We start from the raw sequence: 25,985 nt of genomic DNA on the forward strand, positions 1-25,985 counted from the left end.
CGGCCAGTGAGATTGGCATGGGGGCTTAAAGCTTCTTCAAGAGTAATGAGAGAGGATGTCCACTCGGCCTTCAGGGCCTGTGTTTTGCGTTGAGGGGATTTGAGCATGCCGGAGGTCCGGGCGTGAAAGGCGTGAAGATACGACTGTCACGCACCCTTTGCCTGGTTCTCGGCGGCGTCGTTCTTCTCGGCGGCGGCAGCGGAGCCTTGGCGCTCTATATCGGTGCCGACAGACTTCTCGGCCCCTCCTACCTGGAAGTGAACGGGCTGCAATGCACCACGCTGCAGCTGGTGAAGATCAAACGCGATGGTCACTACTGGGTGCGCAAATATGTCTTCACCGATCAGGGCGACGGACCGGCGCGATTGAAGACCGCGCTTCGCGTGGCAAAGTCCGTGCAGGCGGCGGAAAAGGCGGATCTCGTCCAGATCAGCGTGCTGGACAAATCGGGGCCGACGCTGAGGGCGGGCATGCGCGGTCGCGCCATCGGGGCGCAGGTGGTTTATATTCCGACGCCATCCAAGGACGCGGATATTCCCGAACCCGTCTACTCGGCCTTCTATTTCGAAGGCCCGGCCTCGGCCAAGGGCGAGTATTTCGGAACGCGCATCGAGCCGACGCTGGGGGATATCGAAAAGATTGCAGCCAGCCTGACCGACAAGGCCGATTGCGTGTCACCGGTCATCGAAACGCAGCACAAGGACGATGGTCACGGTGCGCCGAAGGGCAAGAAGAAAGCCAAGGGAGGCGGCCACGACGCCGCAGCCGATGCCCATGGTGGTGGCGATGCCGGCCATGGCGGTGGTGCAGAAAAGCCTGCCGAAGGCCATGGTGGCACGCCGGTTGCCGGAGACGGCGACAAACCCGCAGCCGGAGGCGGTCATGGCGGGGAGGGCGGTGCACCGGCTGAAAAGCCCGAAGGCGGTGGCCTGATCAGTTCGCTGAAAAGCATGGTGTTCGGCAGTCCCGCGCCGCAGACGGCCGCCGCCGATGCGCAGTCCCATGGTGCGGGCAGCGGACCTGCGGAGCCAGGGGCGGCGCACGCGGCCGATGCGGCAAAAGCCGCGCCTTCCGCGCCCGAGCAGACCGCCGCCGCAGAAGCACCTGGCCTCTTTGCCCGCGCCAAGGCGATGATCTTTGGCAGTGACGCACCAAAGCCGGTTGTCGAGCCGGCCGCTCGTGCGCCGGCAGGTGCCCCGTTACAGGGGGAAGAGGCTGCTGCACCATCCGTTGCGTCCGCGCCGGCGCAGGATGGCATCGACCCGATGAAGGTGGCCGCGCCACACGTGGATGGATCGCACGCGGCTGAACCGGCATCGGTGACCAACGATGCCGCGCCCGCACCGAAAGCGCCCACCGTCGCCCACTGATCCCGTCTCTGTTATTTCTTGTCCAAATGCTGGACAGCAAAACGGCCCGCCAATGGCGAGCCGTGATCATCAGTCCGTGCGGTTCTGATCAGTCCGCCTTGTTGCGGCGGGCCGGGAAGAGAATGATGTCGCGGATCGAGGGCGAATTGGTGAGCAGCATGATCAGGCGGTCGACGCCGATGCCAAGGCCACCGGCCGGCGGCATGCCCTGGTCGATGGCATCGAGGAATTCGTCGTCGAGCTGCTTGTCCTTCTCGCCGCGGGCATGTGCCTGTTCCAGCTGCTCTTCCATGCGGCGGCGCTGCTCTTCCGGATCGTTGAGTTCGGAAAAGGCATTGCCGACTTCCCAGGCATTGCAATAGGTCTCGAAGCGTTCGACCAGACGCGGCTCGCCCGGCACTTCCTTGGCAAAGGGAGAAATGTCCTTCGGGAAATGCGTGACGTGAGACGGTTGGATCAGCGTGCCTTCGACCTTTTCCTCGAAGATGAAGGCGAGGCACTCGCCCCAGGTCCAGTCCTTTTCGACCGCAAAGCCGGCAGCCTTGGCGGCCGCGCGCGCTTCCTCGTCGGTCTTGATCGCCAGGAAGTCGATGCCCGTTGCATCCTTGACGGCATCCGGCATGGGCACGCGCTTGAACGGGCCCTTGAAGGAGAGCGTCTTGTCGGCAAAGGCGACATCCGTCGTGCCGTGGATCGACAGCGCCAGTGTTTCGAACAGGCGTTCGACCAGGCCCATCATGTCCTCGTAGTCGGCATAGGCCCAGTAGCACTCCATCATGGTGAATTCAGGATTGTGCCGGGTGGAAACACCTTCGTTGCGGAAGTTGCGGTTGATCTCGAACACCTTGTCGGAGAGACCCGACACCAGTGTGCGCTTCAGGAACAGTTCCGGCGCGATGCGCAGGTACATGTCCATCTTCAGCGTGTTGTGGAAGGTCTTGAACGGATCGGCGGTTGCACCGCCATAGACTGTCTGCAGCATCGGAGTTTCCACTTCGAGGAAACCTTCGCCTTCCAGGAAGCGGCGGAAGCCGGAAACGATCTTCGAGCGCTGCTGGAAGCGCAGTTTGCTCTCGTCATTGCTGAGGATATCGAGGTGGCGCTTGCGGTAGCGCAGTTCGATGTCGGAGACGCCATGCCACTTTTCCGGCATCGGCAGCAGCGACTTCGTCAGCATGGTGATTTCATGCGCGTTGATCGTCAGCTCGCCGCGCTTGGTGCGGCGCACGATGCCTGTCACGCCGATGATGTCGCCGATGTCGATCATCGACAGCATGTCGCGGGCGGCTTCCGGTGTCGTGTCCTTGTGGGAGAAGATCTGCACCTTGCCCGAGGCATCGCGGATGTCCATGAACATGCCGGAATTGCGCGAGGAATAGACGCGGCCGGCAACGGTCACGACGTCCTGCGTTTCCACGTCCGCTTCGAGGCTTTCGTATTTTTCCGAAAGCTCCGCATTGGTCAGCGTCCGGTGGAAATGCGCCGGATAGACGTCGCCGATCTTTTCGCGCAGCAGCGCCAGTTTCTGGCGGCGCACCTGCGTGGCGTCGGAGGAGAGGGCGGTTTCGGTCTTCTGTTCGGTCATCGGTTATCGCCTTTTGGGGCCGTGTTCGTTTCGGGTTACCCCCTCTGCCCTGCCGGGCATCTCCCCCACAAGGGGGGAGATCGGATGGAGCATGCTTCTCAGTCCAACTCTCTGCCTTCGGCCCGGCGCTTCGTTTGCTGAGGGCAGGACGAATGCTGCTTGATGATCTCCCCCCTTGTGGGGGAGATGCCCGGCAGGGCAGAGGGGGTATTCAAAATCCCATATGGACAGTTATTTACTTCTCTGCACCCACCAGGGATGCCACCACGGTTGCGGCAATTTTGAGCCGCTGGCGCACCACGGAGCGGCCGAGCAGCGCCATACTGTCAAACAGCGGCAGCGAGCGCTGCGAACCGGACATGGCGACGAACAGCGGCGGTGTGACGACGCGCAGCTTCTTGCCGAGCTTGTCGGCCACGGCGCGCAGTTCCTGGTCGATGCTTTCCACCGTCCATTCCGGCATTTTTTCGAAATCGGCCTGAACGGTGTTGATGATTTCCAGCATCTCGGCGGGCGAGGTCTTGAGGCCCGCAAACGAGGCGGGCGTCAGGCCGACGTCGCTGGCGAGCAGGAAGCCGGCCAGGTTCGGCAATTCGCCGAGCTTGGAAATGCGGCTCTGGGCAAGCTTCAGGCCTTCCGTCAGCCGCTGGTTTTCAGAGGCCCATTCGAAGCTGCGGGCAATGAATTCCTCCGGCGACAGCTTTTCGCGCAGCCAACGGCCGTTCAGCCAGTCGAGCTTCTGGATGTCGAAGATGGCGCCGGCCTTCGACAGCGCTTCCGGATCGAATTTGTCCGCCAGTTCCTCCATGGTCAGCAGTTCTTCGCCTTCGGCGATCTGGATGAAGAACAGGCCAAGGAAGTTCATCAGCGCTTCCGGCAGGTAGCCGAGCGCCGAGTAATAGGAGATCGAGGTCGGGTTCTTGCGCTTCGACAATTTTGACTTGTCGGCATTGCGCATCAGCGACAGGTGCATGAACTTCGGCTCCTGCCAGCCGAAATAACGATAGAGCAGGATGTGCTTCGGCACGGAGGCGAGCCATTCCTCGCCGCGCGCCACATGGGTGATCTTCATCAGATGGTCGTCGATGACGTTTGCCATATGATAGGTCGGCATGCCGTCGGCCTTGATCAGCACCTGCATGTCGACGGAATTCCACGGGATCGACACGTCGCCATAGACGCCGTCGTTGAACTCGCAAGCCCCTTCCGTCGGGATCTTCATGCGCACGACGGAGGTTTCGCCGGCGTCCATCTTGGCGGTGACTTCTTCGGCGGAATAGCGCAGGCAAAGGCCGTCATAGCCGGGCGCCTTGCCGGCGGCACGCTGGTCTTCGCGCATCTTGTCCAGGCGCTCCGGCGTGCAGAAACAGCGGAAGGCATGGCCCTTGTCGAGAAGGTCCTGCGCGTAGGGCCAGTACATGTCCTTGCGGTCGGACTGGCGATAGGGACCGTAGGGGCCGCCGACATCGGGGCCTTCCTTCCAGTCAAGGCCTGCCCAGCGCAGCGCGTCCAGCACTTTCTGCTCGTATTCCGGCGTCGAACGCGAGGCATCAGTGTCCTCGATGCGCAGAATGAACTCGCCGCCCATCTTCTTGGCGAAGAGATAGTTGAAAAGCGCGATATAGACCGTGCCGACATGCGGCTCGCCGGTCGGGGAAGGTGCGATACGGACGCGGACGCCGGAAGTGGTCATGGGTGCCTGCTCGAACTGGAAAAGCGCCACGAGGGGCGCAATCTGGATTTCGGGATTGGCAGGCCTTAGCGCATATTCTGCGGGAAGCGTCAAGATTTATGCGGCAATCCGTCAGGTCACCGGCCACACCCACATCAGCGCGGGCACGCTGACCAGCACGATCAGAAGCGACAGCGGCAGTCCAAGGCGCGGGTAATCGGAAAACCGGTAGCCGCCCGGACCCATGACCAGCGTGTTGCACTGATGGCCGACGGGGGTGAGGAAATCCGAGCCGGCGCCGATTGCAACCGCCATCAGGAAGGCTTCGGGCCGGAAGTTGAGGGTGGTCGCAAAGCTCACGGCAATCGGCCCCATCACCAGCACGGTCGCGGCATTGTTGAGGAAGGGCGTCACAGCCATGGCCGTGACGAGGATCAGCGTCAGCGCGCCCCAGGGCGGCAGGCTGTGGGCGGCGGTGCCGAGCCAATGCGCAATCAGTTCGCTTCCGCCGGAGGTGCGAAGGGAATCCGATACGGGGATCAGCGCGCCGAGCATCACGAGGATCGGGCCGTCGACCGATTTGTAGAGGTCGGTGAGCGGCACGGCGCGGAACACCGCCATTCCAAGCGCTGCGGCAAAGAAGGCAACGGCTACCGGCGCATAGCCCAACGCCGTGGTGATCATGGCAACAGCCAGGATGGCGATCGGGATCAGCGCCCGCCTTTGCGTGCCCAGCATGATTTCCTGCTGCGCCAGCGGCAGCAGCGAAAGATCCTGAAGCACGGTCGGCAGCGTTTTGCGCCCGCCCTGCAGCACGATCACGTCACCTTCGCGCAGCACCAGGTCGCGCAGGCGCTCCCGCAGACGCTCGCCGCGCCGGCTGACGGCCAGCAGATTGACGCCGCGCGTATAGGAGAGCGCCAGATTGGCCGCCGAGACGCCGGCAAGGGCCGACTGGCGCGAAATCACGCATTCGATGGAGACGAGATCCTGCAGCGGCTGGCCGCTTTCGCGCAGCACCTTGCCGGACAGTTTGAGCCGGGCACTGGACGTGGCCCGTTCCAGAGCCGACGAGCGCCCCTCCAGCAGAACGGAATCGTTCTCCCGCAGGATGAGGTCCGGCAAGGGCGACATGCGGGCTGCGCCGCGCAAGACGGCGATTGCCACCACCTCGTTGTCGCCAAGCTTCAACAGGTCGCCGAGCGGCTTGCCCAGAACCGTCGACTGTTCCGTGACCACCGCCTCTGACGCGTAATTGGAAATTTCCACCGCATCCTCGATCGAGGCTGTCTGCTTGGTGCGCTCCGGCACCAGCCAGTAGAAGAACAGCAGGAAGGTCACGCCGACGAGCGCCAGCAGGCCGCCAACGGGCGTGAAGTCGAACATCGTAAAGGGCGCGCCGGTCATTTCGCCGCGAAGCCGCGAGACAACGATATTGGGCGAGGTGCCGATCTGCGTCATCAGGCCGCCGAGAAGCGCGGAAAAGGCCATGGGCATCAGATAGCGCGAGGGAGAAACGCCGGCGCGGCGCGAAAACTGGAAGGCGACCGGGATCATGATCGCCAGCGCGCCGATGTTCTTGATGAAGGCCGACAGCAATGCCACGACGATCATCAGAAGCGCGATCTGCGCGCGCACGGATGTCAGGTTGGGGAAGAACTTCTTGATCGCCATTTCCACGACGCCCGAGCGGGCGACGCCGGCACTGACGACCAGTGCACTGCCGACAATGATGACGATATCGTCGGAAAAGCCGGCAAAGGCATCATGGGCGGGCACGACGCCCAGAAGCACCGCCGCCACCAGCGAGCAGCAGGCGACGACGTCATAGCGAAAGCGATCCCAGATGAAGGCCCCCATCATGGCGGCGATGACGAGAAAGGCGAGGATCTGTTGGGTGGTCATGCCGCTCCGGGGGTGGCGGGACCGGAAGGGGCCGCCGCGAAAGTGGTTTGGGGTGCCACCTCAAATACGGCGGCACCCCAAAAGTTCCAGACCTTTGACGGTCATTCTGCGCAGCGGGCGGTGCGTCAGTGGACGGTATCTGTGCCGGATCCGCCCTGACTGCGCTTGCGGGCATTGCGCGAGAACATGTTCAAGACCTCGACCAGTGCCGAAAACGCCATGGCGGCATAGACATAGCCCTTGGGCACATGGAAGCCCATGCCTTCGGCAATCAGGGTGGTGCCGATCATCAGCAGGAAGGCGAGCGCCAGCATGACGATGGTCGGGTTTCGCTCGATGAAATTGGCAAGCGGTGTTGCCGCCACCAGCATCACGGTCACGGCCGCAATGACGGCGATCACCATGATCGGCACATGCGGCGTCATGCCGACGGCCGTGATGATGCTGTCGATGGAGAAGACGAGGTCGAGCAGCAGGATCTGGCCGATGGCGGAGGCAAAGCTTGTGGCGACCTTGCCGGACACCATGTCTTCCTTGTGATCGACCGGATCGACGCTGTGGTGGATCTCCTTGGTGGCCTTCCAGACGAGGAAAAGGCCGCCGGCGATCAGGATGATGTCCTTCCAGGAAAAGCCCTGGCCGAAGAGTTCGAAGACCGGCGTCGTCAGCTGCACGATCCAGGCGACGGTGCCCAGAAGGCCAAGCCGCATGACGAGGGCAAGGCCGATGCCGATCTTGCGGGCCTTTTCGCGGTTTTCCGGCGGCAGCTTGTTGGTGAGGATGGAGATGAAGATCAGGTTGTCGATACCGAGCACGATCTCCATCACCACCAGGGTGACGAGCGCGACCCAGGCGGCGGGATCCTGGACCAGTAACATCAGGTTCTGCATAGGTGAAAGCCCCTTGGCGCCGCAGGAGTGCTGGCTTTTCGAAATGTAGCCGGGATGCCTGATGAATCAAGCCACCGTCATTGGGCCATTGCGGAAGAGCCGGTCTCTGCAGTGCGAAATTAATTTACACTGTCAGCGCCTTAGGAGGGATGCGGGCTTCTGGCGCCCGCGCACACCCGAACGCGCGCAAGGGGTATACGGGCAAGCCGCTTTTTTATTCCGTCGCGGAAGCAGATTTTTTTGTCCCGTAGCCGGCCATGAACAGCGTCACGCCGGCACTCACGATATGCTCGATCTCGTCCTCAGGAGGAGGGGTGCGCATGCTGCCGAACAGACGCAGCTTCAGGAACGATCCCGTGCACAGTTCGATGAACTGGCGGGCGGCAAGCGAAATGTCATCGGTTGCAAGCGCGCCACGCTCCACCTGCCGCTCGATGAAATTCTCCAGAACCGTGCGTACGTTCAGCGTCTCGTCGCGGAAAAACCGTTGCGAGAGGTTTGGCATGCGCGGGGCAACCCCGATCATCGTACGCATGGCCGAGATCGTGTCGTTGCTGGTGACGTGCGTGGCAAAGCCGACGCCGAAGCGAAACAGGCCATCCTCCACGTCATCGACGCCCGTCAGGATATCCTGCAGGGATTGGGCAAGGCGCGCCTTCTCGCGCTCCATCAGAGCGGCGAACAATTCGTCCTTGTTGGCGAAGTAGACATAGATCGTGCTTTTCGATACGCCCGCCTCGCGCGTAATGTCGTTCATGCTGGCCGCGTCGAAACCGGTCGACATGAAGATGCGCTTGGCGCCGTCAAGGATCTGCTCGCGCTTGACGGGGTCCTCGCCAGCGGCAAACCGGCCGGTCGGGGTTTGGACGTCGCAGGGAACGCAGCTGTCTTCAGGCATTCGTGATCCCGGTTTTAAAACTTTTCGAACCAGATGGTTCGATTGCACTTGATATGTGCTAAGGATCACTCTATGTCAACCACAATTGAACCGATCGGTTCGATCCGTTCGTTCTCCTTCCTCCATGGTGCTCCCGATGACTGCATCTCCTCAATCCGGTCCTCTTCGTGTTGTTTCAAAGGGCGCAGATGCCGCCGGACAGGCGGATGCGCGCACCGAAGCACCGATTGGTGAAAAGAAGCCGGCCGGTGCCGACCAGGGTGCTGCAAAGACCGGTGAGGGCGCGCCTGGGAAGAAAAAGAAGAGCTTTGTCCTGCCGATCCTCGCGGTGGCGCTCATCGGCGCCGGCGGCTGGTACGGTTACAACTGGTGGACGGACGGCCGTTTCCTGGTGTCCACCGACGACGCTTATGTGTCCGGCGATATCGCAGTGATTTCGCCAAAGGTGTCCGGCTATGTCGAAAAGGTCAACGTGGTCGAAAACCAGACGGTGAAGGCCGGCGATCCGCTCGTCACGCTCGATCAGGGCGATTATCGCATTGCGCTCGAGCAGGCGCAGGCCAATGTCGAAAGCGCCAATCTGGCGGTCGCGCGCATGGATGCGCAGATTACCGTGGGTGAGGCGAGCCTCAAGCAGTCGCAGGCACAGTTGAGCGCGCTGCAGGCGGCGCTGCGCGGTGCCGAGATTACCCAGAAGCGCCAGACGGAACTGGCCTCCAAGTCCGTCGGCACCGCAGCCGATCTCGACAATGCGCAGATTGCGCTCGAGCAGGCGCAGGCCAATATGGCCGCAGGCCAGGCAGCCGTCACCTCGGCCGCCGCCAATGTCGATCTCCTGCGCGCCCAGCGCACCGAAGCCGTCAACACGGTGCGCCTGCAGGAGCTTGCAGTCGAGCAGGCCAAGCGCGACCTCGATTTCACCGTGCTGAAGGCGCCTTATGCCGGCACCATCGGCAATCTGTCGGTGCAGACGGGTGACCTCGTCTCCAGCGGCAAGCGGCTCGCCTCGCTCGTTCCGCTCGATGCCCTTTATATCGATGCGAATTTCAAGGAAACGCAGATCGGCCATATCGCGGTCGGGTCGAAGGTCCGCGTTCACGTCGATGCCTTCGATAAAGACACGATTGAAGGCACGGTCCAGTCGATTGCGCCGGCCTCCGGTGCCGTCTTCTCGCTGCTGCCGCCGGAAAATGCCACGGGCAACTTCACCAAGGTCGTCCAGCGCGTGCCGGTTCGCATCGCCGTGCCGCAGGATGTGTTGAACGAACGTCGCCTGCGCGCTGGCTTGAGCGTCGTTGCCGATGTGGATACCCGCACCGCTCCCTCCGCCCACGCGGCGGCCAACTAACGGCTGAGGCTCCGGCAAAGGAGAACCAACATGGCCGCCACAACAGCGACTGCGGGCGCCCCGGCCGGTGCCCGGCCCGTCGATCCGCCGATGGACAAGAGGAAGATCATCGCCTTCTTCGCCATGGTGGTCGGCATGTTCATGTCCATCCTGGATATCCAGATCGTCTCGGCCTCGCTGTCTGAAATCCAGGCCGGCCTGTCGGCCGGTTCCGACGAAGTGGCCTGGGTGCAGACCTCCTACCTCATCGCGGAGGTCATCATGATCCCGCTGTCGGGCACGCTTGCCCGCATCCTCTCGACGCGGGTGCTGTTTACCGTCTGCGCGGCGGGCTTCACGCTGTCGAGTGCGCTCTGCGCCACCGCCACCAATATCGACCAGATGATCATCTACCGCGCCATACAGGGTTTTATCGGCGGCGGCATGATCCCCTCGGTGTTTGCGGCGGCCTTCACCATCTTCCCACCCTCTAAGCGCGCCGTCGTCTCGCCCATCATCGGCCTCATCGCGACGCTTGCGCCGACGATCGGGCCGACGGTCGGCGGCTATCTCAGCAATGCCTTTTCCTGGCACTGGCTGTTCCTGGTCAACATCGTGCCCGGCATCATCGTCACGCTGATGGCCTGGACCTTCATCGATTTCGACAAGCCCAATCATGAACTGATGAAGCGCTTCGACTGGTGGGGCCTTCTCTCCATGGCGGTGTTTCTCGGCTCGCTCGAATACGTGTTGGAAGAGGGCAACAGCAAGGACTGGTTCAGCGACGAGCATATCGTTCTTGGAACGGTCGCCATGGTCATCGGCGCGGTCGTCTTCTTCTGGCGCGCCTTCAAGGTGGATTTCCCGGTGGTGGATCTGAAGGCCTTCACCAACCGCAATTTTGCCTTCGGCTCGCTGTTTTCCTTCGTCATGGGCGTCGGCCTTTACGGCCTGACCTATCTCTACCCGCTGTATCTGGCGCGTATTCGTGGCTACGACGCGCTGATGATCGGCGAGACCATGTTCGTGTCGGGCCTTGCCATGTTCTTCACGGCGCCCGTCGCCGGCATGCTGTCGGGAAAGCTCGATCCGCGCCTGATGATGGCTATCGGCTTCTTCGGCTTTGCGTCAGGCACCTATCTGATGACAGGGCTGACTGCGGACTGGGATTTCTACGAGCTTTTCCTGCCGCAGATCCTGCGTGGATGCTCTATGATGCTGTGCATGGTGCCGATCAACAACGTGGCGCTCGGCACGCTGCCGCCGCAGCGCATCCAGAATGCATCGGGTCTTTATAACCTCACCCGAAACCTTGGCGGTGCCGTTGGCCTTGCCATCATCAACACCTTGCTGACCCAGCGGTCCGACGAGCATTATGCGCGTCTGTCCGAACATGTGAATTACGGCAATCCGGCTGCCCTCAACTGGCTGGAAAGTGTCGGGGCGAACTACAATGCCTTTGGCATCGACGGTTCGACTGCCGCTCTCTCCAAGCTGTCCGGCATCGTCACCCAGCAGGCCACCATCATGTCCTTCATGGATGTGTTCATGGGGCTGACGGGCCTGTTTGCCAGCCTCATCCTGCTGGTCATGATGATTTCCAGGCCAAAGGCCGCGCCACCTCCCGGCGCCGGGCACTGAGCCTGCACAAAAGATCCACCGCCTGAGAGGGGCCGTCACGTAAGGGGCGGCCCTTTTCACATGCGATCCGCACGGACGGCGATTTTTTGATTTACGTACCTCAAATTCGCGTCTATGTGTTCTGCCGGGAGGACACATGAAGCCGACTGTTCACGATATTGCTGCCCATGCAGGCGTCAGCCTTGCAACCGTGGACCGTGTGCTGAACGGTCGAAGCGGCGTGCGCGCAGTCACCCGGCAGCGGGTGGAAGAGGCTGTGGCAGCGCTCGGTTTCGTGCGCGACATGGCCGCTGCCAATCTGGCCAAGGGCCGCGTCTACACCTTCACCTTCATCCTGCCGGCCAACGACAATTCCTTCATGATCGGCCTGCGCGGCGAGGTGGCGGCGGCCGCAAGGCGTGCCGCGGCCGAGCGCATGGCGCTCCGCATCATCGATGTACCGGCCTTTGACGTGCCGGCGCTTGTCGCCGCGCTCGAGGCGGTGGCGGACGCACGGCCGGATGGCGTTGCCTTCGTCGCAATCGATGCGCCGCCGGTGCGCGCCGTCGCACAACGGCTGGTGGCGGCCGGCATCCCCGTCGTCACGCTCGTCTCGGATCTCGGCGAGGCGTCCCGCACGCATTACGCGGGGATCGACAATATCGCGGCCGGCCGCACCGCCGGCATGCTTACCGGCCGCTTCCTGCAGGGGCGCGCAGGCCCCGTGCTGCCGCTGTCCGGTTCGCTGATGGTGCGCGACCACCGCGAACGGCTGGACGGCTTTGCTGCCGTCATGGCGGAACGCTTTGCCGAACGCGCAATCCTCGCGCCGGTGGAAGGCCGCGACGATCCGGCGCGGACGGAAGACCTGGTGGGGGAGGCGCTCTCGATCCACGGCGATCTGGCCGGCATCTACAGTTTCGGCGCCGGCAATCGCGGCCTCATCCGCGCCATCGAGCGGCTGCCGGCGAAGACGCGTCCCGTCGTCATCCTGCATGAGCTCACCGATGTCACACGCGCGGCACTTGTCTCTGATCTGATCGACGCGGTGCTCAATCAGGATGCCGGTCATGAAGTGCGCAGCACGATCCGGGTGCTGAAGGCGGCGGCCGATGGATCAACCGTGGTGGAGGCGCAGGAGCGCATCCGCATCGATATTTTCTTGAAAGACAACCTGCCCTGACAGGCAGCATGAGGAGGACTACCAGCATGTATCTCGGTCTCGATCTCGGCACGTCCGGCGTCAAAGCCATGCTGATCGATGTGACCCAGCGCGTCATCGGCTCGGCCACCGCCGCCATCGATGTCTCGCGCCCGCATCCGGGCTGGTCGGAACAGGATCCGGCCGACTGGATCCGCGCGACGGAAGAGGCGGTCGCGGGTCTGAAGGCCACCCATGGGGCGGCTCTGGCGGCCGTGCGCGGCATCGGCCTCTCCGGCCATATGCATGGCGCAACTTTGATCGATGCTGACGACAAGGTGCTGCGCCCCTGCATCCTGTGGAACGACACCCGCTCCTTTGCCGAGGCGGCGAACCTGGATGCCGATCCGCGCTTTCGCGCCTTGACCGGCAATATCGTCTTTCCGGGCTTCACCGCGCCAAAGCTTGTCTGGGTGAAGAACAACGAGCCGGAGATCTTTGCCAAGGTGGCCAAGGTGCTGCTGCCGAAGGATTATCTCAGGCTCTGGCTGTCCGGTGAACACATCTCCGAAATGTCCGATTCCGCCGGCACCAGTTGGCTCGATACCGGCAAGCGGGCCTGGTCGTCCGAGCTTCTTGCCGCGACCGACCTTCAGGAAAGCCAGATGCCGGCCCTGGTGGAGGGCACGGCCGAGGCCGGGCGTCTCCGCCCCGAGCTTGCTGCCGCCTGGGGCATGACGCAGAGCGTGGTGATTGCCGGTGGCGCCGGCGATAATGCGGCGTCGGCCTGCGGCATGGGAACGGTGGCGGAAGGCCACGCCTTCGTGTCGCTCGGCACCTCCGGCGTTCTTTTTGCGGCAAACGGCTCCTACCTGCCGAAGCCGGAAAGTGCGGTCCATGCCTTCTGCCATGCCTTGCCGAACACCTGGCACCAGATGGGCGTCATCCTGTCGGCCACCGATGCGCTGAACTGGCATGCGAAGGTCACCGGAAAGACGGCCGGCGAGCTTTCCGCCGAGGTGGGCGATATCCTGCATGCGCCGACCGGCGTCACCTTCCTTCCCTATCTTTCGGGCGAGCGCACGCCGCACAATGACGCAAAAATCCGTGGCGCCTTCATTGGCCTTGGCCATGAGACCGACCGTACAGCACTCACCCAGGCCGTGATGGAAGGCGTGACGTTTGCCATCCGCGACAGCCTTGAGGCGCTGAAATCCGCCGGCACCCGCATCGACCGCGTCACTGCCATCGGCGGCGGTTCGCGCTCGCGCTACTGGCTGTCGTCGATTGCCACGGCGCTTGGCGTGCCGGTCGATATTCCGGCCGACGGTGATTTCGGCGCAGCCTTTGGCGCTGCCCGCCTCGGGCTGATTGCCGCAACCGGCGCCGATCCGCTTGCCGTCTGCACCGCGCCGGAGACGGCCGAGACGGTCGAGCCGGTCGCAGGTCTGACATCGGCTTACGACACCGCCTATCACCGTTATCGGGCGCTTTATCCGGCGATCCGAGGACTTTGAGGAAATTGCCCCTCACCCTGACCCTCTCCCCGCACGCGGGGAGAGGGAACGGAACGGCTGCGGCGCAACCCCTTCTCCCCGTGAACGGGGAGAAGGTGCCGGCAGGCGGATGAGGGGCAGCGCTGTAAGGCGCACGGACAGGAATAGACACCCACCAAGGAGGAACCACCCATGTCGACAGGCTTTTTCGGCGATATCGCCAAGATCAAATATGAAGGTCCGGACAGCACCAATCCGCTCGCCTTCCGTTACTACCAGCCCGACGAGATCGTGCTCGGCAAGCGCATGGAAGACCATCTGCGCTTTGCCGTTGCCTATTGGCACACGTTCGTCTGGCCGGGCACGGACCCGTTCGGCGGCAACACCTTCGAGCGTCCCTGGTTCAAGGACACGATGGATGCGGCCAAGCTGAAAGCCGACGTGGCCTTCGAATTCTTCCAGCTGCTCGGCGCGCCCTATTACTGCTTCCATGACGCCGATGTACGCCCGGAAGGCGGCTCGTTTGCCGAAAACACCAAGAACCTCAACGCAATCGTCGATCACTTCGAAAAGAAGCAGGCCGAAACCGGCGTGAAGCTCCTCTGGGGCACGGCGAACATGTTCTCGCATCGCCGTTATATGTCGGGTGCCGCGACCAATCCGGATCCGGACGTCTTTGCCTTTGCGGCAGCCACCGTAAAGACCTGCATGGATGCCACCCAGCGTCTCGGCGGCGAGAACTACGTGCTGTGGGGCGGCCGCGAAGGCTATGAAACGCTCCTCAACACGGATCTCGGCCGTGAGCTGGACCAGATGGGCCGCTTCCTCAACCTTGTGGTGGAATACAAGCACAAGATCGGCTTCAAGGGTGCCATCCTCATCGAGCCGAAGCCGCAGGAGCCGTCGAAGCACCAGTATGACTATGACGTCGCCACGGTCTACGGCTTCCTCAAGAAGCATGGCCTGGAGAACGAGGTGAAGGTGAACATCGAGCAGGGCCACGCCATCCTTGCCGGCCACACCTTCGAGCATGAGCTGGCGCTGGCCAATGCGCTCGGCATCTTCGGCTCCATCGACATGAACCGCAACGACTACCAGTCCGGCTGGGATACGGACCAGTTCCCGAACAACGTGCCGGAAATGGCCCTGGCCTATTACCAGGTTCTCGCCGGTGGCGGCTTCACCACGGGCGGCACCAATTTCGATGCCAAGCTTCGTCGCCAGTCGATCGATCCGGCCGATCTGCTGATCGGCCATATCGGCGGCATGGATTGCTGCGCCCGCGGCCTGAAGGCAGCCGCAAAGATGATCGAGGACAAGGCGCTTTCGGCTCCGCTCGAAGCCCGCTATGCCGGCTGGGCCTCGGACGACAGCCAGAAGATGCTGCGCGGCGAGCTGTCGCTCGATGACATCGCAGCGCTTGTCGAAGCCAAGAACATCAACCCGCAGCCCAAATCCGGCCAGCAGGAACTTCTGGAAAATATCGTCAACCGCTACGTCTGAGCGGGACATTCCTGACGCGACAGCAAGCCGGGGCAGACCATCGCCCCGGCTTTTTCATGCGCAGAGCGCTTTAACGCCTTGCCGGTTCCGACACCGACCCGCGCACGATCAGGTCCGGCAGGATGAGGATCTCGCGATGCTCCGAACCTGTCTGGCCGAGATTTTGGAGAAGCAGCGCCATGGCCTGTCGGCCGATGGCCGAGCGTGGCTGGCGGATGGTGGTGAGCGCCGGCTTCACATAGGTCGCCTGCGGCACATCGTCGAAACCGATAACGGAAAAATCCCGCGGCAGGTCATAGCCGCGCGCCGAAAGCCCGTTGATGACGCCAAGTGCCGTCGCATCGTTGACGCAGCAGAAGGCGGTGGGCAGCGTATCGCGCATGAACAGTTGTTCGACGGCAAGGCGGCCGCTTTCAATCGTGCCGTCGCCATCGAGCACCATGCGCTGGTTGGCGGGAATGCGGGCCGCATCCATGGCCAGATCATAGCCCTTGCGGCGGCGCTGGTGGCCAAGCCGCGTCTTGCTGTCGCCGATGAAGGCGATGCGGCGATGACCGTAGGAGAGAAGATGTTCCGCCGCTTTTCGCCCGCCCGCCTGGTCATCCACTCCGACGTAAGGAGTGGCGCTGTCGAACACCGGTTCGAACACGGCAACGGAGGGCGGCAGGCGCTCGCTCACCACCTGATGGCCAAACGGCTGGTGGCCGGTAAACAGCACCATGCCGGCCGCCTGGCTGGAACTTAGGAATTTCAGGTATTCCAGCCCGCGCTCGGGGTCGTTCTGGGTATGGCCGATCAGCACGCCATAGCCATGGGCGCGCGCCTCGTTTTCCAGCCCGATCAGGATCGAGGAGAAATTCGGGTCGCCGATATCGGGCGCCAGCACCAGGATCATGTTGGAGCGGCCCATGCGCAGCGAGCGGGCCATGGCATTGGTGGTATAGCCGGTAATCGCAATCGCCTGGTTCACCCGCTGACGGGTGGATTTCGCAACCTTGTCCGGCATGTGGATGGCGCGGCTGACCGTTGCAATCGACACCTCGGCCAGGCGGGCGACATCTTCGATCGTGGCGGGCGCTGAATTCGACAAGGCTTGGCGACCATCTGCTGGAGAGGTATCCGGCTCGGGACGCCCGGATAGCCGGAGACGTTAGCGATGCAATGAGCGCAGAGGAAGCCGGGTGGAACGGATAATCCCCTGATTTTCATAAATGTAAACCTTTACATCAGGGGTGTAAAGGTTTACACGATGAGAGGTGGTTGAGGAGCCACCGGGGAGGGTTTGCATGATATCGGGCAGGGACGAGGCGCGGCAACCCGTGCTCGTAGGGGAGCGCATCTCCAAGTCTTTCGGCGACGTGCAGGTGCTGTTCAGCGTCGATTTCGACGTTATGCCCGGCGAAATCCATGCGCTAATGGGCGAAAACGGCGCCGGCAAATCGACGCTGGTCAAGATCCTGTCCGGCTTCGAACAGCCGACATCGGGCCGCATCCTGCTGGACGGCCAGCCGGTGACGCTTCCGCGCAATGGGGCGGCCGAAAGCCTCGGCATCGTCATCATCCACCAGGAATTCAATCTTGCCGAACACCTGACCGTGGCGGAAAGTCTCTATCTCGGCCGCGAAGTCACCCGTTTCGGTATTCTGGACCGGCGTTTCATGCGCCGGGAAACGCGCCGAGTGCTGGACGAACTGGGCTCCCACATCGATGAAAATGCGCTGATCGGATCGCTCGCCGTGGCCGACAAGCAGATGGTGGAGATCGCAAAAGCGATCAGCCGCGATGCCCGCATCATCTTCATGGACGAGCCGACGGCGGTTCTGTCGCGCGAGGAGACCGCGATCCTGTTTCGCGAGGTGCGCAAGCTGCGCGAAAAGGGCACGAGCTTCGTGTTCGTCTCCCACAAACTGGACGAGGTGATGGAGCTCACCGACCGCGTGACGGTGCTGCGCGATGGCCAATGGGTCAAGACTGCGCCGACATCGGCGCTCGACGGCGAAGCGATTGCCCAACTGATGGTGGGGCGTGAGCTGTCCAGCCTTTATCCCGCAAAGCACGAGCCGGATGTGGATGAGGAGGTTGTGCTGTCGGTCAGCGGGCTGTCCACCGGTTATGTGCGCGATGCCAGTTTCGATCTGCGCAAGGGCGAGGTGCTGGGTTTTTCCGGCCTGATCGGCTCCGGTCGCACCGAACTGATGGAGGCAGTCGCCGGTCTTCGCCCACGCGCCTCCGGCGTGGTGTCGATCCGCGGCAAGCAGCTTGTGGCGGGCGATTTTCGCGCCGCCAATGCCGAAGGTCTTGCCTATATGACCAAGGACCGCAAGGGACGCGGCCTGCTGCTTGGCGAGGGCATGACGGTAAACCTCACGCTGCAGGCGATCGACCAGCATCTGCGCCATGGCTATCTCGATCCGAAAAGCGAGGCCAAGGCAATGATGCGGGCGAAGCGTCGCTTCGACATCCGCGTGCGCGACGAGCATGTGCGGGCAGGGCGCATGTCGGGTGGCAACCAGCAGAAGCTGCTGCTTGCCAAGATCATGGAAATCGAGCCGAACATCATCATCATCGATGAGCCGACGCGCGGCATCGATGTCGGCACCAAGCAGCAGATCTATCATTTCATCGCAGCGCTTGCGCGCGAGGGCCGCTCGATCATCGTGGTGTCCTCGGAAATGCCGGAGGTGATCGGTCTTTGCACCCGCGTTGCCGTCATGCGCGAGGGGCGCATCGTCGGCATGCTGGAGGGCGAAGAAATTTCCGAACAGCAGATCATGCGCTATGCGGCCGGCCTTCGGCGGCAGCTGGCAAGCTGAGGCAAAAAGCCCGTCTCAAGGGCAGTTAAAACAAGACGACGAAAGGCAGGCCGCCGGATGCGGGATCTGCCGGGGAGCCAGGGAACACATGACGAGCGACACCCAAGCGGATGCAAGCCCTCGCCGGGCCAGAACCTGGCGCGATATCGATCTTCGGGCTGTCGCCCCGTTTGCAGCGCTATTTCTGCTGCTCATCGTCGGCGCCATGGTCAACCCGAACTTCATCGGGCTGAACAATCTCTCCAATGTCGCCACCCGCTCGGCCTTCATTGCCATCATCGCGGTCGGTGCCACCTTCGTCATTTCGTCCGGCGATCTCGACCTGTCGGTCGGCTCCATGGTGGCCTTTGTCGCAAGCCTCATGATCCTGTTCATGAATTCCGGCGTCATTGCCGATCCTGCCCTGATGCTTCTGGCGGCGATCGTGCTCACGCTCGTCATCGGCTCGCTCTGCGGCCTCGTAAACGGCCTCATCACGACGGTCGGGCGCATCGAACCGTTCATTGCCACGCTTGGCACCATGGGCATCTATCGCGGCCTCACCACCTGGCTCAGCCAAGGCGGTGCCATCACGCTGCGCTCGGCCGAGCAGCAGGCGCTCTATCGCCCGGCCTATTTCGGCTCCGTGCTTGGCGTTCCGGTGCCGATCCTCGTCATCCTGGCCGTCACCGCCATTGCCGCCTTCATCCTTTATCGCACGCGCTATGGCCGTCATGTGACGGCGGTGGGCTCGAGCCGGGACGTGGCGCGCTACTCCGGCATCGCGGTCGACAAGGTGCGCACGGCGGCCTTCATCATCCAGGGGCTTTGCGTGGCGATCGCGGTTCTTCTTTACGTGCCGCGTCTCGGCTCAACCTCGGCCACCACCGGCATGCTGTGGGAATTGCAGGCGATTACCGCCGTCGTCGTCGGCGGCACGGCGCTGAAGGGTGGGGCGGGGCGTGTCTGGGGCACGATCTGCGGCGCCTTCATCCTCGAGCTCGTCGGCAACATCATGCTTCTGTCGAATTTCATCTCGGAATATCTGATCGGCGCCATCCAGGGCACGATCATCATCATCGCAATGCTCGTCCAGCGTTCGCTGGCGCGCAAAACGTGACCTGACCGGGCCTTCGGGGTCGCCCGGTCTTTGTCGAAGGCCAAGATCCTGGACACAATGGGAGGAGAACAGGCAATGAAGAAGAGCATTTTGGGACTGGCTTTGGCCATGTCGACAGTCTTCGGTGCAGCCCACGCGGCCGACACCAAAACCATCGGCGTATCGATTCCGGCCGCCGACCACGGCTGGACGGCCGGCGTCGTCTACCATGCCAACCGCGTGGCAGCGCTCCTGATGAAGGAGCATCCGGGCCTCAAGGTCGTCGTCAAGACCTCGCCTGATCCTGCAACCCAGGCAAATGCCCTGCAGGATCTCGAAATCCAGGGCATCGATGCGCTGGTCATCCTGCCGACGGATCCGGATCCGCTGGTCAACGCCATCAAGGAAGTGAAGGGCAAGGGGACGTTCGTCTCGATCGTCGACCGTGCGCCGTCCGTCAATGACAACTCGGTGCGTGATCTCTATGTCGCCGGCAACAATCCGGCGCTCGGCGAAGTCGCTGGCGAATATATCAAGGCCAATACGCCGGAAGCACAGGTCGTCGTCATTCGCGGCCTGCCGATCCCGATCGACCAGCAGCGCCAGGATGGTTTCGACAAGGGCATTGCCGGCTCCAAGGTGAAAGTTCTCGACCGCCAGTTCGGCAACTGGAACCGCGACGACGCCTTCAAGGTCATGCAGGATTACCTGACCAAATACCCGAAGATCGACGTGGTCTGGTGCCAGGATGACGACATGGCGGTCGGCGTACTGCAGGCCATCGAACAGGCCAAGCGCACCGATATCAAATATGTCATCGGCGGTGCCGGCTCCAAGGACATGATCAAGAAGGTCATGGACGGCGACAAGACGATCCCCGTCGACGTGCTCTATCCGCCGTCGATGGTGGGCACGGCGATGGAACTGACCGCCGCTGCCATCTACGATCAGGTTCCGGTCCACGGCACCTACACGCTGGATGCGACGCTGATCACCAAGGACAACGCGAAAAACTACTATTTCCCGGACTCGCCCTTCTGAGCGTGCATCATATCTGATGGAGAGCAGGCACCGCCCGGTTGCGCCGGGCGGTGCCTCAAAAGTGCGGTTGTGCAAAAGGCCGTATTGGTTTAGCCGTGCTGTAACGTTGCAGTTTGATATCGGGAGGAGACGATATGAAGACGATCAAGGGCCCCGCCATTTTTCTCGGACAGTTTGCCGGCGATGCCGCGCCGTTCGACAGCTGGGACGGGATTACCAGATGGGCTGCCGACAAGGGCTATGTCGGCGTGCAGGTGCCGACCTGGGCCGGCCAGCTGATCGACCTGAAGAAGGCGTCCGACTCCAAGGATTACTGCGACGAGTTCGCCGGCGTCGCGAGCGAAAACGGCATCGAGATCACCGAACTGTCCACCCACCTGCAGGGCCAGCTGGTGGCCGTGCATCCGGCCTATGACGAAGCCTTTGACGGCTTTGCGGCACCGGACGTGCGCGGCAACCCCAAGGCGCGGCAGGCTTGGGCCGTCGAGCAGGTGAAGATGGCGCTGAAGGCCTCGCACCATCTCGGCATCAAGGCGCATGCCACCTTTTCCGGCGCGCTCGCCTGGCCCTACATCTATCCGTGGCCACAGCGCCCGGCGGGCCTTGTCGAAACTGCCTTCGACGAACTGGCAAAGCGCTGGCAGCCGATCCTCGACTTTGCAGACGAGCAGGGCGTCGATGTGTGCTACGAGATCCATCCGGGCGAGGACCTGCATGACGGCGTGACCTTCGAGATGTTTCTGGAGCGGGTGAAGAACCATCCGCGCGCCAACATGCTCTACGATCCCTCGCATTACGTGCTGCAATGCCTGGATTACCTCGACAATATCGACATCTACAAAGACCGCATCAAGATGTTCCACGTCAAGGATGCCGAGTTCAACCCGACAGGTCGTCAGGGCGTCTATGGCGGCTATCAGGGCTGGGTCAACCGTGCCGGCCGCTTCCGCTCGCTCGGCGACGGACAGGTGGATTTTGGCGCGGTATTTTCCAAGCTGACGGCCAATGATTTCGACGGCTGGGCCGTGGTCGAATGGGAATGCGCGTTGAAAAATTCCGAGGACGGCGCCCGCGAAGGGGCCGAATTCGTCAAGGCGCACATCATCAAGGTCACGGAAAAAGCCTTCGACGATTTCGCCGCCGGTGGCACGGATGACGCCGCAAATCGCCGGATGCTGGGATTGTAACGACTACAAAGACCCCGCCCCCAACCCCTCCCCACAAGGGGGAGGGGCTTAACCCGGCCGCTGCCAGTGCGATTGGCGGAGACTGTGCCGCCTGATCTCTCCCCCCTTGTGGGTAGATGGCGGCAGCCAGAGGGGGAATTTGCGCACATATATCGAGGAGGAGACATTTCATGGCCATAGAAGCGAGCAAATCCGAACAGCGTGCGGCAAAAATCCGTCTTGGCATGGTGGGCGGCGGGCAGGGGGCGTTTATCGGTGCCGTGCATCGCATGGCAGCGCGGCTGGACGACCACTACGATCTGGTGGCCGGGGCCTTGTCGTCCACGCCGGAAAAGTCGCTCGCATCGGGTCGGGATCTCGGGCTTGATCCGCAGCGGTGCTATGGCTCCTTTGCCGAGATGGCCGAAAAGGAAGCGGCCCGCGAAGACGGGATCGAGGCGGTCTCGATCGTGACGCCAAACCATGTGCATTTTGCCGCCGCCAAGGCGTTTCTGGAACGCGGCATCCATGTCATCTGCGACAAGCCGCTGACGTCCAACATGGAAGATGCCAAGGCGCTGAAGGATGTGGCGGACAAGGCCGGCGCGCTGTTCATCCTCACCCACAATTACACCGGCTATCCCATGGTGCGCCATGCGCGCGAACTGGTTGCAGCCGGGGAACTGGGCGATATCCGCCTCGTGCAGATGGAATATCCGCAGGATTGGCTGGCCGAACCGGTGGAGCAGACGGGCGCCAAGCAGGCGGTCTGGCGCACCGATCCGGCACAATCGGGCGTCGGCGGCTCGACCGGCGATATCGGCACGCATGCCTATAATCTCGGCTCGTTCATCTCGGGCCTCGAACTCGATGAACTGGCGGCCGACGTGCACACCTTTGTCGAAGGTCGCCGGCTGGACGACAATGCCCATGTGATGCTGCGGTTTAAAGGCGGTGCGAAGGGTCTGCTCTGGTGCAGCCAGGTGGCGACCGGCAATGAAAACGGCCTGAAGGTGCGCATCTATGGCACCAAGGCCGGCATCGAGTGGACGCAGGCCGATCCGAACTATCTCTGGTTCACGCGATTGGGCGAGCCCAAGCAGTTGATCACCCGCGGCGGTGCCGGGGCAGGGGCTGCAGCTTCCCGCGTCACCCGCATCCCGAGCGGTCACCCGGAAGGCTATCTCGAAGCCTTTGCCACCATCTATTCGGAAGCGGCGGCCGCCATCCATGCGGCTCGATCCGGTGCGAGCATCGATCCGGACGTCATCTATCCGACGGTCGATGACGGCGTGAAAGGCGTCGCCTTCGTCACCGCCTGCATCGAAAGCGGCAAGAAAAATGGTGGCTGGGTGAAGGTGTGAGCGGTAGGGCAAGGGCGTCCGCCGCAAAGGCTGCGCGAGTCGCGTTCGGTCAACTTCAGATCGGTGTGGGAAGTGGCGGCAGAAGCGTCACCTCCCACCGTTCCACCGTGGTGCCGTTATACGACACGCTGTTGACCAGCGGGCCGTTGCCGAGCCGGTCGCTGTAGGGGATCGAATAGACCTCGTTGTTGGACGCGGCAAAGATCACGCCGGCATAGGGGTCGTAATAGGTGTTGTCCGGCTGTGCTTCGGCAAAGGCGGGCAGTGGATCAAGGTGCCACCACTCCCGGCTGGTCATATCCTTGAGCTTCTGGGTCTGGCCCGCAGGGATGATATCGCTGTTGACAAGGCCAAGCAGCAGGCCTGACGTGATCTCGCCGATCAACAGGTTCTTGGTCGTCATCTCGACGCCTTGTCCCGTCAATCCATTTTGTTCAATATACGTGGCAAAATCCTGCCATCCGCTGCCCGTAAATGTCACGGCGGAGTTTGTCGCCTGGCCGTAAATCACGTCGTTGAAGCTCTGAGGATCCGTTGCCGAGATATGCACTGTGCAATTGTTGAAGCTCTCGCCGGGTGCGCTCGGTTGGCCATAGGGAGTAACATCGGTGGTGACGGATCCGTTGAGGTCGATGGAGCCGTCGGCAGCTGCCGTGGCCACGAGATTGAGCGTGAAGTTGTAGTTGATCGAACCTGGGCCGCCTTGCGAGGGAACGTTGAAGGCATTGGAATTGCTGATCGCGGTTGTCTGACCGGCGGCATTGACGGCCTGCAGATAGCCGATGAAGGACGGATACGGGTTTGAATCCTGGCCATAGGATGAGGGGCCGATATAGCGCAGCAGAGATCCATCGGCCGTTTTGGCAAGCGCACTTCCTTCAGGCCGTGTGCATTGGAAAAGTGTGTTGCCGATCTCGCTGGCCGCCCGTGTATAGCCGACCGACTGTAGCGGCGTGGCTTCCGTGCCGAAACTTTCGATCCGGAGAGGAGCTGTGAAATAATTGATCGCCGTCAGGTCGCCTTGATCGCCCGGATTTCCGTTGCAGGTGAGTTCAAACGTCTGGAACTGAACATCGAAGTCGGTTCCACCGCCAATATACGCAGGAGCGCTTGTCCGGGAGGCGAGAGGCGCTCCATAGGACACGTAGACCACGATGCCTATCGCCTGTGTGATGAAAAAGCCGTCCTCGCCGATCTCCTTCAGGCTGAGCGGGGTTGACATCAGATCCGTGGTCGCCGCGAATGGTACGGGGGTGCCATTCTGGTAGCTTGCTGTAAAATCCTTCGATCCGAGATTGTGATTGAGGAAGCTGATGAAGACCTGCTTCTCGTCAAGGTCGGTTTTGTTGATGAACGTCAAGTTCAACCCGTCGTCGTTCATGGAGCGATCCTCGCAGCGTTCGTGTCAAGGCATTGAGTGCAATTATAAGTTAATATTTTTATTATTGCAATATTCATGGTTGTGTCTTCATGCAGTTTGTCCGGATCCCGAAAGAGGATGACAGGCGACACATTCCCTGACGCGAGGATTTGATGTAGTCCGAAAAGCAGATGTGCCTATACGTGTGGAATGGAGCTGTGCCATGACTGACCCGACACTTCTTGCCGACCGCTTTCCCGGGGATTTCCTGTTCGGCGTGGCAACGGCTGCCTACCAGATCGAAGGCGCCACCAAGGCCGATGGCCGCAAGCCCTGCATCTGGGATGCCTTTTCCAACATGCCCGGCCGGGTGTTCAACCGCGATAACGGCGATGTTGCCTGCGATCACTACAACCGCCTGGAGGCGGATCTCGATCTCATCAAGGAGATGGGCGTCGAGGCCTACCGGTTTTCCATCGCCTGGCCGCGTGTCATCCCGGATGGGATCGGCCGCATCAACGAGCCGGGTCTTGATTTTTACGACCGCCTGATCGACGGCTGCAAGGCGCGCGGCATCAAGACCTATGCGACGCTCTATCACTGGGATCTGCCGTTGTCGCTGATGGGAGACGGCGGCTGGACGGCACGCTCCACGTCTTACGCCTTCCAGCGCTATGCCAAGGTGGCGATGGCCCGTCTTGGCGACCGGCTGGATGCGGTGGCAACCTTCAACGAGCCCTGGTGTTCGGTGTGGCTCAGCCACCTCTACGGTGTGCATGCGCCGGGCGAAAAGAACATGGAGGCGGCGCTGCACGCGCTGCACTACACCAATCTTGCCCATGGCCTTGCCGTGGAGGCGATCCGCCATGTGAGCCCGACTGTGCCCGTCGGTCTGGTGCTGAACGCCCATTCGATCGTGGCTGGCTCCGACAGCGCGGCAGACCAGGCCGCAGCGGGACGCGCCTTCGATTTCCACAACGGCGCCTTTTTCGATCCGGTCTTCAAGGGCCACTATCCGGAAAGCCTGGTGGAAGCCCTTGGCGACCGGATGCCGGTGATCGAGGACGGCGATCTGGCCATCATCAACCAGAAGCTCGACTGGTGGGGCCTTAATTACTATACGCCGATGCGGGTGGCCGACGACGCCACAGAGGGCGCCGAGTTTCCCGCAACCGTGCCGGCCCCCTTCGTCAATCCGGAAAAGACCGATATCGGTTGGGAGATCTTCCCCTCGGCAATGACGGACATGGTGGCGGATCTCTATCGCCGCTACGACCTTCCCGACCTGTACATCACCGAAAACGGCGCCGCCTACAATATGGGCGTGGTGGATGGCGAAGTGGATGACCAGCCGCGGCTCGATTACTATGCCGCTCACCTGTCGGCCGCTGCCGACCTCGTGCGTGACGGCTTTCCGCTGAAGGGCTATTTCGCCTGGAGCCTCATGGACAATTTCGAATGGGCGGAAGGCTACCGCATGCGCTTCGGCCTCGTGCATGTCGATTACGACACCCAGGTGCGCACGGTGAAGAAAAGCGGCAAGTGGTACAGCGAACTGGCTGGCGCGTTTCCAAAAGGTAACCATAAGTTGCCTTAAGCGGTGCCGTACCCGGAACCTCTGGCCGGGTCCTCGGGTTGAATTTACCATCGGGCGGTGAGGGACCGGCGTGATCAGTCCTGCGGGCACGCCGGCGGGCGAGAGAGTGGAGATTTCCGATGGGGGTTGGTTGTGCGGGATGCCGGGATGGTCAGGCGT

Annotated in this window: 19 protein-coding genes; 12 read left to right on the forward strand and 7 right to left on the reverse strand. The window is 62.1% G+C overall.

Annotation, left to right across the window (positions count from 1 at the left end):
* Positions 1-122: 122 nt before the first annotated feature.
* The gene (locus J2858_RS14365) at positions 123-1,370 is read left to right on the forward strand and encodes a hypothetical protein (protein ID WP_210105488.1); all 1,248 of its coding nucleotides are present in this window, start codon (positions 123-125) and stop codon (positions 1,368-1,370) included.
* A gap of 88 nt (positions 1,371-1,458) precedes the next feature.
* On the opposite strand, the gene lysS is transcribed toward J2858_RS14365, so the two are convergent.
* The 5 genes from lysS to J2858_RS14390 form a co-directional block, all read right to left on the reverse strand.
* Positions 1,459-2,955, reverse strand: a complete 1,497-nt coding sequence (gene lysS / locus J2858_RS14370) for a lysine--tRNA ligase (RefSeq protein WP_210105489.1) — start codon at positions 2,953-2,955, stop codon at positions 1,459-1,461.
* A 235-nt stretch (positions 2,956-3,190) separates the two neighbouring features.
* Positions 3,191-4,648 (reverse strand): glutamate--tRNA ligase, encoded by a 1,458-nt coding sequence (gene gltX / locus J2858_RS14375; protein WP_210105662.1) that lies wholly within the window; start codon positions 4,646-4,648, stop codon positions 3,191-3,193.
* Positions 4,649-4,759: 111 nt separating this feature from the next.
* Positions 4,760-6,532: an SLC13 family permease gene (locus J2858_RS14380; protein WP_210105490.1), complete on the reverse strand. Its 1,773-nt coding sequence runs from the start codon at positions 6,530-6,532 to the stop codon at positions 4,760-4,762.
* A gap of 125 nt (positions 6,533-6,657) precedes the next feature.
* Positions 6,658-7,422, reverse strand: a complete 765-nt coding sequence (locus J2858_RS14385; protein WP_210105491.1) for a TerC family protein — start codon at positions 7,420-7,422, stop codon at positions 6,658-6,660.
* A gap of 214 nt (positions 7,423-7,636) precedes the next feature.
* Positions 7,637-8,320: a TetR/AcrR family transcriptional regulator gene (locus tag J2858_RS14390; RefSeq protein ID WP_210105492.1), complete on the reverse strand. Its 684-nt coding sequence runs from the start codon at positions 8,318-8,320 to the stop codon at positions 7,637-7,639.
* A gap of 136 nt (positions 8,321-8,456) precedes the next feature.
* Here J2858_RS14390 and J2858_RS14395 point away from each other — a divergent pair, with 136 nt between their 5' ends.
* The 5 genes from J2858_RS14395 to xylA all read left to right on the forward strand — a co-directional run bounded on the left by J2858_RS14395 (position 8,457) and on the right by xylA (position 15,407).
* The gene (locus tag J2858_RS14395) at positions 8,457-9,668 is read left to right on the forward strand and encodes an HlyD family secretion protein (RefSeq protein ID WP_210105493.1); all 1,212 of its coding nucleotides are present in this window, start codon (positions 8,457-8,459) and stop codon (positions 9,666-9,668) included.
* A gap of 30 nt (positions 9,669-9,698) precedes the next feature.
* Complete coding sequence (locus J2858_RS14400) at positions 9,699-11,288, forward strand: DHA2 family efflux MFS transporter permease subunit (RefSeq protein WP_210105494.1); 1,590 nt, start codon at positions 9,699-9,701, stop codon at positions 11,286-11,288.
* A 136-nt stretch (positions 11,289-11,424) separates the two neighbouring features.
* Positions 11,425-12,450, forward strand: coding sequence for a LacI family DNA-binding transcriptional regulator (locus J2858_RS14405; protein ID WP_210105495.1), 1,026 nt, complete (start codon positions 11,425-11,427; stop codon positions 12,448-12,450).
* A 26-nt stretch (positions 12,451-12,476) separates the two neighbouring features.
* On the forward strand, positions 12,477-13,925 hold the full coding sequence (gene xylB, locus J2858_RS14410) for a xylulokinase (protein WP_210105496.1): 1,449 nt from the start codon (positions 12,477-12,479) through the stop codon (positions 13,923-13,925).
* Between the two features lie 171 nt (positions 13,926-14,096).
* Positions 14,097-15,407: a xylose isomerase gene (gene xylA / locus J2858_RS14415; RefSeq protein ID WP_210105497.1), complete on the forward strand. Its 1,311-nt coding sequence runs from the start codon at positions 14,097-14,099 to the stop codon at positions 15,405-15,407.
* 70 nt (positions 15,408-15,477) lie between these two features.
* Here the strand turns inward: xylA and J2858_RS14420 are convergent, their stop codons facing one another.
* Positions 15,478-16,497 (reverse strand): LacI family DNA-binding transcriptional regulator, encoded by a 1,020-nt coding sequence (locus J2858_RS14420; RefSeq protein ID WP_210105498.1) that lies wholly within the window; start codon positions 16,495-16,497, stop codon positions 15,478-15,480.
* A 196-nt stretch (positions 16,498-16,693) separates the two neighbouring features.
* Here J2858_RS14420 and J2858_RS14425 point away from each other — a divergent pair, with 196 nt between their 5' ends.
* The 5 genes from J2858_RS14425 (at position 16,694) to J2858_RS14445 (ending at position 22,869) form a co-directional block, all read left to right on the forward strand.
* Entirely contained in the window at positions 16,694-18,220 is a 1,527-nt protein-coding gene (locus J2858_RS14425; RefSeq protein WP_210105499.1) for a sugar ABC transporter ATP-binding protein, read from the forward strand.
* Positions 18,221-18,308: 88 nt separating this feature from the next.
* Complete coding sequence (locus J2858_RS14430) at positions 18,309-19,319, forward strand: ABC transporter permease (RefSeq protein ID WP_210105500.1); 1,011 nt, start codon at positions 18,309-18,311, stop codon at positions 19,317-19,319.
* A 75-nt stretch (positions 19,320-19,394) separates the two neighbouring features.
* On the forward strand, positions 19,395-20,339 hold the full coding sequence (locus J2858_RS14435; protein WP_210105501.1) for a substrate-binding domain-containing protein: 945 nt from the start codon (positions 19,395-19,397) through the stop codon (positions 20,337-20,339).
* A 134-nt stretch (positions 20,340-20,473) separates the two neighbouring features.
* Complete coding sequence (locus tag J2858_RS14440; protein ID WP_210105502.1) at positions 20,474-21,526, forward strand: sugar phosphate isomerase/epimerase family protein; 1,053 nt, start codon at positions 20,474-20,476, stop codon at positions 21,524-21,526.
* 170 nt (positions 21,527-21,696) lie between these two features.
* A complete protein-coding gene (locus J2858_RS14445; RefSeq protein WP_210105503.1) occupies positions 21,697-22,869 on the forward strand; it encodes a Gfo/Idh/MocA family protein in 1,173 nt (390 codons plus the stop codon).
* 55 nt (positions 22,870-22,924) lie between these two features.
* Here the strand turns inward: J2858_RS14445 and J2858_RS14450 are convergent, their stop codons facing one another.
* Positions 22,925-24,250: a hypothetical protein gene (locus J2858_RS14450; protein WP_210105504.1), complete on the reverse strand. Its 1,326-nt coding sequence runs from the start codon at positions 24,248-24,250 to the stop codon at positions 22,925-22,927.
* 202 nt (positions 24,251-24,452) lie between these two features.
* On the opposite strand from J2858_RS14450, the gene J2858_RS14455 reads away from it, so the two are divergent.
* On the forward strand, positions 24,453-25,826 hold the full coding sequence (locus tag J2858_RS14455; protein ID WP_210105505.1) for a GH1 family beta-glucosidase: 1,374 nt from the start codon (positions 24,453-24,455) through the stop codon (positions 25,824-25,826).
* The last annotated feature ends 159 nt before the right edge of the window (positions 25,827-25,985 follow it).

The sequence above is a fragment of the Neorhizobium galegae genome, from assembly GCF_017877135.1.
Taxonomy (GTDB): Bacteria; Pseudomonadota; Alphaproteobacteria; order Rhizobiales; family Rhizobiaceae; genus Neorhizobium; species Neorhizobium galegae_A.

Excerpts from the sequence above, each read along its gene's own strand:
- lysS (WP_210105489.1), bottom strand. The coding sequence starts at position 2,955 with ATGACCGAACAGAAGACCGAAACCGCCCTCTCCTCCGACGCCACGCAG.
- gltX (WP_210105662.1), bottom strand. The coding sequence starts at position 4,648 with ATGACCACTTCCGGCGTCCGCGTCCGTATCGCACCTTCCCCGACCGGC.
- J2858_RS14380 (WP_210105490.1), bottom strand. The coding sequence starts at position 6,532 with ATGACCACCCAACAGATCCTCGCCTTTCTCGTCATCGCCGCCATGATG.
- J2858_RS14385 (WP_210105491.1), bottom strand. The coding sequence starts at position 7,422 with ATGCAGAACCTGATGTTACTGGTCCAGGATCCCGCCGCCTGGGTCGCG.
- J2858_RS14390 (WP_210105492.1), bottom strand. The coding sequence starts at position 8,320 with ATGCCTGAAGACAGCTGCGTTCCCTGCGACGTCCAAACCCCGACCGGC.
- J2858_RS14395 (WP_210105493.1), top strand. The coding sequence starts at position 8,457 with ATGACTGCATCTCCTCAATCCGGTCCTCTTCGTGTTGTTTCAAAGGGC.
- J2858_RS14400 (WP_210105494.1), top strand. The coding sequence starts at position 9,699 with ATGGCCGCCACAACAGCGACTGCGGGCGCCCCGGCCGGTGCCCGGCCC.
- J2858_RS14405 (WP_210105495.1), top strand. The coding sequence starts at position 11,425 with ATGAAGCCGACTGTTCACGATATTGCTGCCCATGCAGGCGTCAGCCTT.
- xylB (WP_210105496.1), top strand. The coding sequence starts at position 12,477 with ATGTATCTCGGTCTCGATCTCGGCACGTCCGGCGTCAAAGCCATGCTG.
- xylA (WP_210105497.1), top strand. The coding sequence starts at position 14,097 with ATGTCGACAGGCTTTTTCGGCGATATCGCCAAGATCAAATATGAAGGT.
- J2858_RS14425 (WP_210105499.1), top strand. The coding sequence starts at position 16,694 with ATGATATCGGGCAGGGACGAGGCGCGGCAACCCGTGCTCGTAGGGGAG.
- J2858_RS14430 (WP_210105500.1), top strand. The coding sequence starts at position 18,309 with ATGACGAGCGACACCCAAGCGGATGCAAGCCCTCGCCGGGCCAGAACC.
- J2858_RS14435 (WP_210105501.1), top strand. The coding sequence starts at position 19,395 with ATGAAGAAGAGCATTTTGGGACTGGCTTTGGCCATGTCGACAGTCTTC.
- J2858_RS14440 (WP_210105502.1), top strand. The coding sequence starts at position 20,474 with ATGAAGACGATCAAGGGCCCCGCCATTTTTCTCGGACAGTTTGCCGGC.
- J2858_RS14445 (WP_210105503.1), top strand. The coding sequence starts at position 21,697 with ATGGCCATAGAAGCGAGCAAATCCGAACAGCGTGCGGCAAAAATCCGT.
- J2858_RS14450 (WP_210105504.1), bottom strand. The coding sequence starts at position 24,250 with ATGAACGACGACGGGTTGAACTTGACGTTCATCAACAAAACCGACCTT.
- J2858_RS14455 (WP_210105505.1), top strand. The coding sequence starts at position 24,453 with ATGACTGACCCGACACTTCTTGCCGACCGCTTTCCCGGGGATTTCCTG.